Source organism: Chloroflexota bacterium, assembly GCA_034717495.1.
Classification (GTDB): domain Bacteria; phylum Chloroflexota; class Anaerolineae; order JAAEKA01; family JAAEKA01; genus JAYELL01.
The window spans coordinates 47956-54295 of the sequence record JAYELL010000006.1; the positions used below are offsets into that span (position 1 = coordinate 47956).

At 56.6% G+C, this 6340-nt stretch carries 6 protein-coding genes; 4 read left to right on the plus strand and 2 right to left on the minus strand.

Annotation, left to right across the window (positions count from 1 at the left end; translation table 11 throughout):
• Window positions 1-145 precede the first annotated feature (145 nt).
• Window positions 146-1570, plus strand: a complete 1425-nt coding sequence (locus U9R25_02380; GenBank protein MEA3334726.1) for a nitronate monooxygenase — start codon at window positions 146-148, stop codon at window positions 1568-1570.
• Between the two features lie 223 nt (window positions 1571-1793).
• Here the strand turns inward: U9R25_02380 and U9R25_02385 are convergent, their stop codons facing one another.
• Both U9R25_02385 and U9R25_02390 read right to left on the minus strand, forming a co-directional pair.
• The gene (locus tag U9R25_02385) at window positions 1794-3314 is read right to left on the minus strand and encodes a leucyl aminopeptidase (GenBank protein MEA3334727.1); all 1521 of its coding nucleotides are present in this window, start codon (window positions 3312-3314) and stop codon (window positions 1794-1796) included.
• Between the two features lie 36 nt (window positions 3315-3350).
• Window positions 3351-4007 carry a uracil-DNA glycosylase family protein gene (locus U9R25_02390; GenBank protein MEA3334728.1) on the minus strand — a complete coding sequence of 219 codons (657 nt, stop codon included), beginning with the start codon at window positions 4005-4007 and terminating at the stop codon, window positions 3351-3353.
• A gap of 255 nt (window positions 4008-4262) precedes the next feature.
• On the opposite strand from U9R25_02390, the gene U9R25_02395 reads away from it, so the two are divergent.
• The 3 genes from U9R25_02395 to U9R25_02405 all read left to right on the plus strand — a co-directional run bounded on the left by U9R25_02395 (window position 4263) and on the right by U9R25_02405 (window position 6158).
• Entirely contained in the window at window positions 4263-5237 is a 975-nt protein-coding gene (locus tag U9R25_02395; GenBank protein MEA3334729.1) for a dipeptidase, read from the plus strand.
• A gap of 313 nt (window positions 5238-5550) precedes the next feature.
• Complete coding sequence (locus U9R25_02400; GenBank protein MEA3334730.1) at window positions 5551-5805, plus strand: CopG family transcriptional regulator; 255 nt, start codon at window positions 5551-5553, stop codon at window positions 5803-5805.
• A complete protein-coding gene (locus U9R25_02405; GenBank protein ID MEA3334731.1) occupies window positions 5799-6158 on the plus strand; it encodes a type II toxin-antitoxin system PemK/MazF family toxin in 360 nt (119 codons plus the stop codon). Before U9R25_02400 ends, U9R25_02405 begins: the two co-directional genes overlap by 7 nt.
• The last annotated feature ends 182 nt before the right edge of the window (window positions 6159-6340 follow it).

Genomic DNA, 6340 nt, shown 5'->3' on the forward strand with positions numbered 1-6340 from the left:
AAACCATAACTGCAGCGTTGTCCTGAGCGCAGTCGAAGGGACCTGTGCTGAGTAAAGCCGAAGTACCTGTTCTGGCTTGTCCAGGTTAGAGCTAATCCAATCAGAATCGAAAAGGAGCGAAGGCGTTTATCGCGCTGACATCTGTATGAAACTACCGAAGATCATTCAAGGCGGAATGGGCGTTGCCATCTCCGACTGGAACCTGGCCAGAACGGTGTCGATGCAGGGCCATTTGGGAGTCGTTTCGGGGACGGGGATTGCCCTGATCATGATTTCGCGATTGATGGAAGGGGATAAAGAAGGGCATACTCGGCGGGCATTGAGTCGTTTTCCCTTTCAAGAGCCGGTTCAACGCATTCTGGATAAGTATTTTGTCCCCGAACCCAAAACTCCACGGTCGCCTTACAAACACCCGCCGATGTGGACCCTCAACCCGTCCAAAGCGCTCGACGAGCTGACCGTCATTGGCAATTTCGTCGAGGTATTTCTGGCAAAGGAGGGGCACCAGAACGCGGTGGGGCTCAACCTGTTGGAGAAGTTACAGATGCCGATGATGGCCTCTCTTTACGGGGCGATGCTGGCGGAGATAGACTTCGTGATCATAGGAGCCGGCATCCCGGTGCAAATTCCCGGCATCCTGGACAAGCTGGCCGACCACCAGGCGGTCAGCTATCGACTCGATGTGCAGGGCGCGGCCCCGGGGGATGATGTTCGCCTTCACTTTGATCCCCAAGTTGTTTTTCCCGGCGTCGTGGAAAAGATAGGCCGGCTGCCCCGCCCCTATTTTTTGCCAATCATCTCCTCGGTGGTGCTGGGGAAGGCCCTGATCAAACGGGCAACGGGCAAGATAGACGGTTTCGTCGTCGAAGCGCCCACAGCTGGCGGGCACAACGCTCCCCCCAGGGGACCGATGCACCTGGATGAAGGGGGCGAGCCGATCTACGGGAAGAAAGATGCGGTAGACTTCAACAAGATCAAACAGCTTGGCCGGCCTTTTTGGCTGGCCGGCGGCTACGACAGCCCAGAGAAACTGCAGTACGCACTGGATGTTGGAGCGACCGGTATTCAAGTCGGCACCGCTTTTGGCTATTGCGCCGAATCGGCCATGGATGAAACACTCAAAAACCGCGTTATCCAAGAAGTCCTCGATCAAACCATAGAAGTGCGCACCGATCCCCTCGTTTCGCCAACCGGCTACCCCTTCAAAGTGGTCCAATTGGAAGGGACCCTGTCAGATACGGAGATTTACCAGGACCGGATTCGGGTGTGCGATGTCGGGATGCTGCGACATCTCTACAAACGAGCGGATGGAAAGGTTGGGTTACGCTGTCCGGCCGAACCGGTAGAGCAATACCTGGCAAAAGGGGGGGAACTGGAGGATACAGTCGAAAGAGGCTGCCTGTGCAACAGTCTAGCCGCCATTGCAGGCTTTCCTCAGCATCGAAAAGATGGTTACGTAGAACCGTCGATAATCACTGCCGGGGATGGGCTGCTAGACATCGGCAAATTTATCAAACCTGGCCATCACAGCTATACAGTCCGGGATGTGCTTGACTATCTGACCGGATGAAGCGTTCATAACTCATGTTATGCTATTGCTGGCTCGCTGATGCAGGTTATGGGTTTAACCCACCCCCCGGCCCCCTCCCAAACTGGGAGAGGGAGAGGTCATGAGACCGACCCGATGGGGTAAATCGCCTGGCCGGATCTGTCTGAAACGAAACGGTTCCACGCTTTTGCTCTCATCCACCGCTATCGCTGACCTTTCCTCCTCCTGCTTCCCACTCCAATCTTTACTCTTGACCATAACCTCTCAGCAATTCGATCAGTAACCGCGTGCCATAACCCGTGCCGCCACGCACCGAGTAGGGACCCTGCTCATCCTGCCAGGAAGCGCCTGCCACGTCCAGATGTGCCCAGGGATAACCTTCAGCGAACTCCTTCAGAAAGAGGGCAGCGTTAATGGCACCACCGTAGGCACCGCCGCTGTTTTTCATGTCCGCTACATCACTATCGATCAGCTTTCGGTAGGGTTTGTAGATGGGCATCGGCCAGAGCGGCTCTCCCGCCAGCTGGCCGGCATCGCTCAGGCGGCCGCGCAGCTCGTCGTTGTCACAGAACAAACCGGCTATCTTGCGGCCCAGCGCGATCCCGATCGACCCTGTCAGCGTCGCGATATCGACAACGGCTGCCGGATCAAAACGTTGCGCGTAGCAGAGGGCATCGGCAAGAACCTGACGTCCCTCGGCGTCCGTGCTGATGATCTCCACAGTCTTTCCGTTCATGGCGGTCAACACGTCGCCGGGCTTGATGGCTCTGCCGCTGGGCATGTTCTCGGTGGCCGGGATGATCCCCACCGCGTGGATGGGCAGGTTGAGTAAGGCCGTGGCCACCAGAGCGGCCGCGGTGGCGCCGCCGCCGCCCATGTCGTTTTTCATCTTCCACATGTTCGTCTTGGGCTTGAGGCTGATGCCACCCGTATCGAAGGTGATGGCCTTGCCCACCAATACCACGGTGGTGAGGTCGCCAGCGTTCCTGCCCTTCGGAAGATGCTCCAGGACGATGAACTGTCCTTCCTGGTCGCTGCCCTGGGCGATGCCGAGGAAAGATCCCGCGCCCATCTCGGCCATTTCGGCCTCTCCCAAAACCTCCACCCGCAGACCGGCCTGCTGGCCTCGTTCGCTGACGCGCCGGGACAATTCTCCTGGCGTGAGAAAGTTACTGGGTTCGTTGGCAAGATCCCGGGCCCAATTGGTTGCTTCACCATAGACCTGCCCTATGCTGGCATTCTCTCGCAACGAGTCCAGCCTGGAGTCGTCCACTTCCACGACAGTGACCTGGCTGACGCCCAATCCCGTTTCTTCAGGTTTGTTATCGCGATCGTAGCCGTCGAAGCGGTAGAGGCCGAGGAAAGTGCCTTCCACGACTGCCTGGGCGGCCCGTCCGTAATCGAGATCGCCCTGTCCCGCGCCATGGACGATGGTACTGTAGCGGGAAACGCCAAGCTTTCGCGCCCGGCGTGCCGCGGCTGCCGCGGCCTGGCGAGCCCGGTCGAGGTCAAAAATTTCCGCCTTTCCCAGACCTGTAATCAACACCCGCGGCGCGGGCATCGCTCCCTGGCTGTAGATCAGGTGGGTTTCGCCCAGACGCCCCCTAAAGTCTTTTTCCTCAATCAGCTGTGTGATGAGTCCGTTGAGCGCCTGGTCGACCGCTTTGAGTGCGCCGCCAGGCGTCGATACGCCCTCGAACAGATTGACGACCACCAGTTCGGTGTCTTCCTCCTGGATCAGACCTTGTTTGACGTGGATTTGCATAGTGTGCCTTTCTGAAGTGGTTGGATGTGTGTGATTTCAACTGTTTCGGATCTTCCCGCGCAGCCGTGACAGCTCTTTGATGGCGTGCTGGAGAAGCTCCTTGTTCGATGGTTGATTGACCCATTGGGATGCACCCGACGGATGGGGAAGGGGGACGAGACAGGTCTCTGCCGGCAGGTGGTTGCGTGCCCACTCTGTCAGCGCAGGATCGTCAGCGGGGCGCTCAATCGTCCGTCCGACCGTCGTTGCCAATGTTACCTTGCCACCAATAAACCGGGTGATGGCCAGCCGGCCAACGGGCAGCACGACCGCGGGTTGAACCAGGGCCAGTTCCTGTTCCAACCATGGCCGGCAGAGGTGCTGCTCTGCCCGGATGGGTACACGATCGCCGCGCCCGTTGGCGTGGGGGCCGGGATAGCATTTTGTGACGGCGGTCATGTAGCTGGTGGCACGAAAGTCCTGCTCTTGCCATCCAGCCTGGGCCAGCCATTGAAAGAGTCGTTTGCCGGAAGGACCGCTGAAAGGGAGCCGTGTCTGCATTGTTTCCACCCGCCCCGGGGCCTGTCCGACGATCATCAAGCTGGCGCTGTCCGGTCCGCTGAAGATCGGAGGAGAGACCACCGAGTATCCGGCATCAAGGCATAACCGGCAGGCGTCCAAACGATCTTTCGGTGAACGCGGGCTTTCAAGCATAATGCCGCTGATTATACCATACAAGAGAGGTAAGGGCATCGTGAACCGGTTGGCAATCCGCGGTGCGGAAGCGTATAATGTCAGAATGCCGGGACAGAGGGGCGGAGGATCGGAATGTCGGAGGGTTAAAAGAAATCTCCGCCGATTCAGCCATTGGCCATTTGCATTTGCTTATTTGCACGATTTCTTAGGACACCGTGGAAAGCCAACAAGAGTCTGCAAGTCTGGTAAGAGAACAGAAAGGTTCAGAACAGCATGCAAGCCGACCCACTGCACATCGATTCCATCATCGTCGACGGACATTGCGACACCCTCGGGGCTGTAGAACAAGGCGTTCGAAGTCTGGGCGAACGATCGGAGAAGGGCCATATCGATCTGCCCCGGCTGCTCGATGGCGGCGTTACTGCCCAGATATTCGCCTGTTTTGTGCCCGTTTCCGAATATCGGCGGGGGGCAACCCGTCATGCTCTTGCCCGGGTGGATGCCTTCCTCGAAGCTCTTGAAGCCTATCCCGAGGAGCTTGTGCTCGCCACATCCTCGGCCGATATCCGCAGGGCAAAGGGGGAGGGAAAGGTAGCAGGAATCCTGGGCCTGGAGGGGGCTGAGTCCCTGGAGGGAAGCCTGGCGGTGCTGCGCTCTTTTTACAGATTGGGGGTCCGTAATCTGGGCCTGACCTGGAATCATCGCAATGCAGTGGCCGATGGAGTCATGGAAGGACCCAAGGCCGCCGGCCTTTCCGGTTTCGGTGTCCAGGTCATTGAGGAGTGCAACCGCCTGGGCATGATGATCGACGTGTCCCATCTGGCACCTGCGGGCATCAGCGATGTCCTGGAAACGAGCCAACATCCAATCGTCGCCTCCCACAGCAACGCGCGTGCCTGCTTCGATCATGTACGAAACCTGACTGATAGCCAGATCGAGGGTATTGTCGCTAATGGCGGCTTGATCGGTGTGACCTTTGTCAATGCCTTTTTGCACCACCCCATGGCAGAAGCCTCTATCGAACATGTGTTGGATCAGATCGACTACCTGGTTAGCGTTGCTGGACCGGATCATATCATGATCGGATCCGACTTCGACGGCTGTACACCGCCAAAGGATTTACCCGATGTGACCTATTATCCCAATTTGACCACCGGCATGCTGGCACGCGGCCACGATGAGATCACCATCCGCAAGATCCTCGGACTCAATTTCCTGCGGGTGTTCGAGGCGGTCACTGGTGGGTGATGTCAGCATGTCAACATGCCGCAATGTCATCGTACTGACACTACAATGATGCCTTGGTTCGGGCCGGCCGTTTCTTGTTCTTGCACGCATTCTTGCGAAGGTTTGCGACCTTTTCCCTTCCAATCCAGGAGGATCGTTGCCGGTCGTACTTGCCATCCCCGAGGGTTGTGAGGAACCTCAGCGAAGTAGTTGACATATTTGTTGTGCCCTGCGCCACATGAAACTCTTGTCCCGTCCGCCCATTGTCACCATGCAGGTATTGACAAGCGCTAGTCATTGGGTTATACTAAAAACAGAAAGGATGGTATAACCAATGGCAACTGTCAAGACGGCTATTTCTGTGCAACAGTCTCTCTTCGAACAAATCGAGGTTCTTGCCGAAGAACTGCAAATCTCTCGAAGTCGCTTGTTTGCGTTGGCAGCCGAGGCGTTCATCCAACGTCACCAAAATCAAAAACTGCTGGAAGCCATCAACGATGCTTACGATGATTTACCAGATGCGGGAGAACGTTCTCTTCGCCACCAGATGCGTCAGCAGCACAGACAATTGGTAGAGGGGCAATGGTGATCAAGCAGGGAGATGTGTACTGGGTCGATTTGGAAGAGCCATCAGGGCCAGAGCCAGGCTATCGTCATCCCCACGTTGTGGTTCAAAACAACATATTCAACCGGAGTCGGCTCAATACAGTGGTGGTGTGCGTGCTGACATCGAATCTCAAACGGGCCAAGGCGCCAGGGAATGTGTTGTTGGAGAAGGGTGAGGCGAATTTGTCCAAGCAGAGCGTGGTCAATGTTACGCAGATATTCACGGTGGACAGAGGGGACTTGGTGGAAAGGATAGGTAGGCTTTCTCGTAAGCGGGTGAGACAGATACTCGACGGCATTCTTCTGCTTATGGAGCCACGGGACATTGACGACTAAACTGAAGTCACGACGAGATCATAACTTTTGCAAGGATCGATAATGTGCTAATCTTCAACGCAGTCGAAAAACAAATGCCAAGGAGAACAAAGCATGCTACGACCCAACTTCAAGAAATGGAATCAGAGTGCCGAGGAAATGCGTCGGTTGTCGACCAATGCAGAACATCCTCGTACGCGAGA

What these genes read in the sequence shown, in the direction of transcription:
- U9R25_02380 (MEA3334726.1), top strand. Translation starts at nt 146, where the DNA reads ATGAAACTACCGAAGATCATTCAAGGCGGAATGGGCGTTGCCATCTCC.
- U9R25_02385 (MEA3334727.1), bottom strand. Translation starts at nt 3,314, where the DNA reads ATGCAAATCCACGTCAAACAAGGTCTGATCCAGGAGGAAGACACCGAA.
- U9R25_02390 (MEA3334728.1), bottom strand. Translation starts at nt 4,007, where the DNA reads ATGCTTGAAAGCCCGCGTTCACCGAAAGATCGTTTGGACGCCTGCCGG.
- U9R25_02395 (MEA3334729.1), top strand. Translation starts at nt 4,263, where the DNA reads ATGCAAGCCGACCCACTGCACATCGATTCCATCATCGTCGACGGACAT.
- U9R25_02400 (MEA3334730.1), top strand. Translation starts at nt 5,551, where the DNA reads ATGGCAACTGTCAAGACGGCTATTTCTGTGCAACAGTCTCTCTTCGAA.
- U9R25_02405 (MEA3334731.1), top strand. Translation starts at nt 5,799, where the DNA reads ATGGTGATCAAGCAGGGAGATGTGTACTGGGTCGATTTGGAAGAGCCA.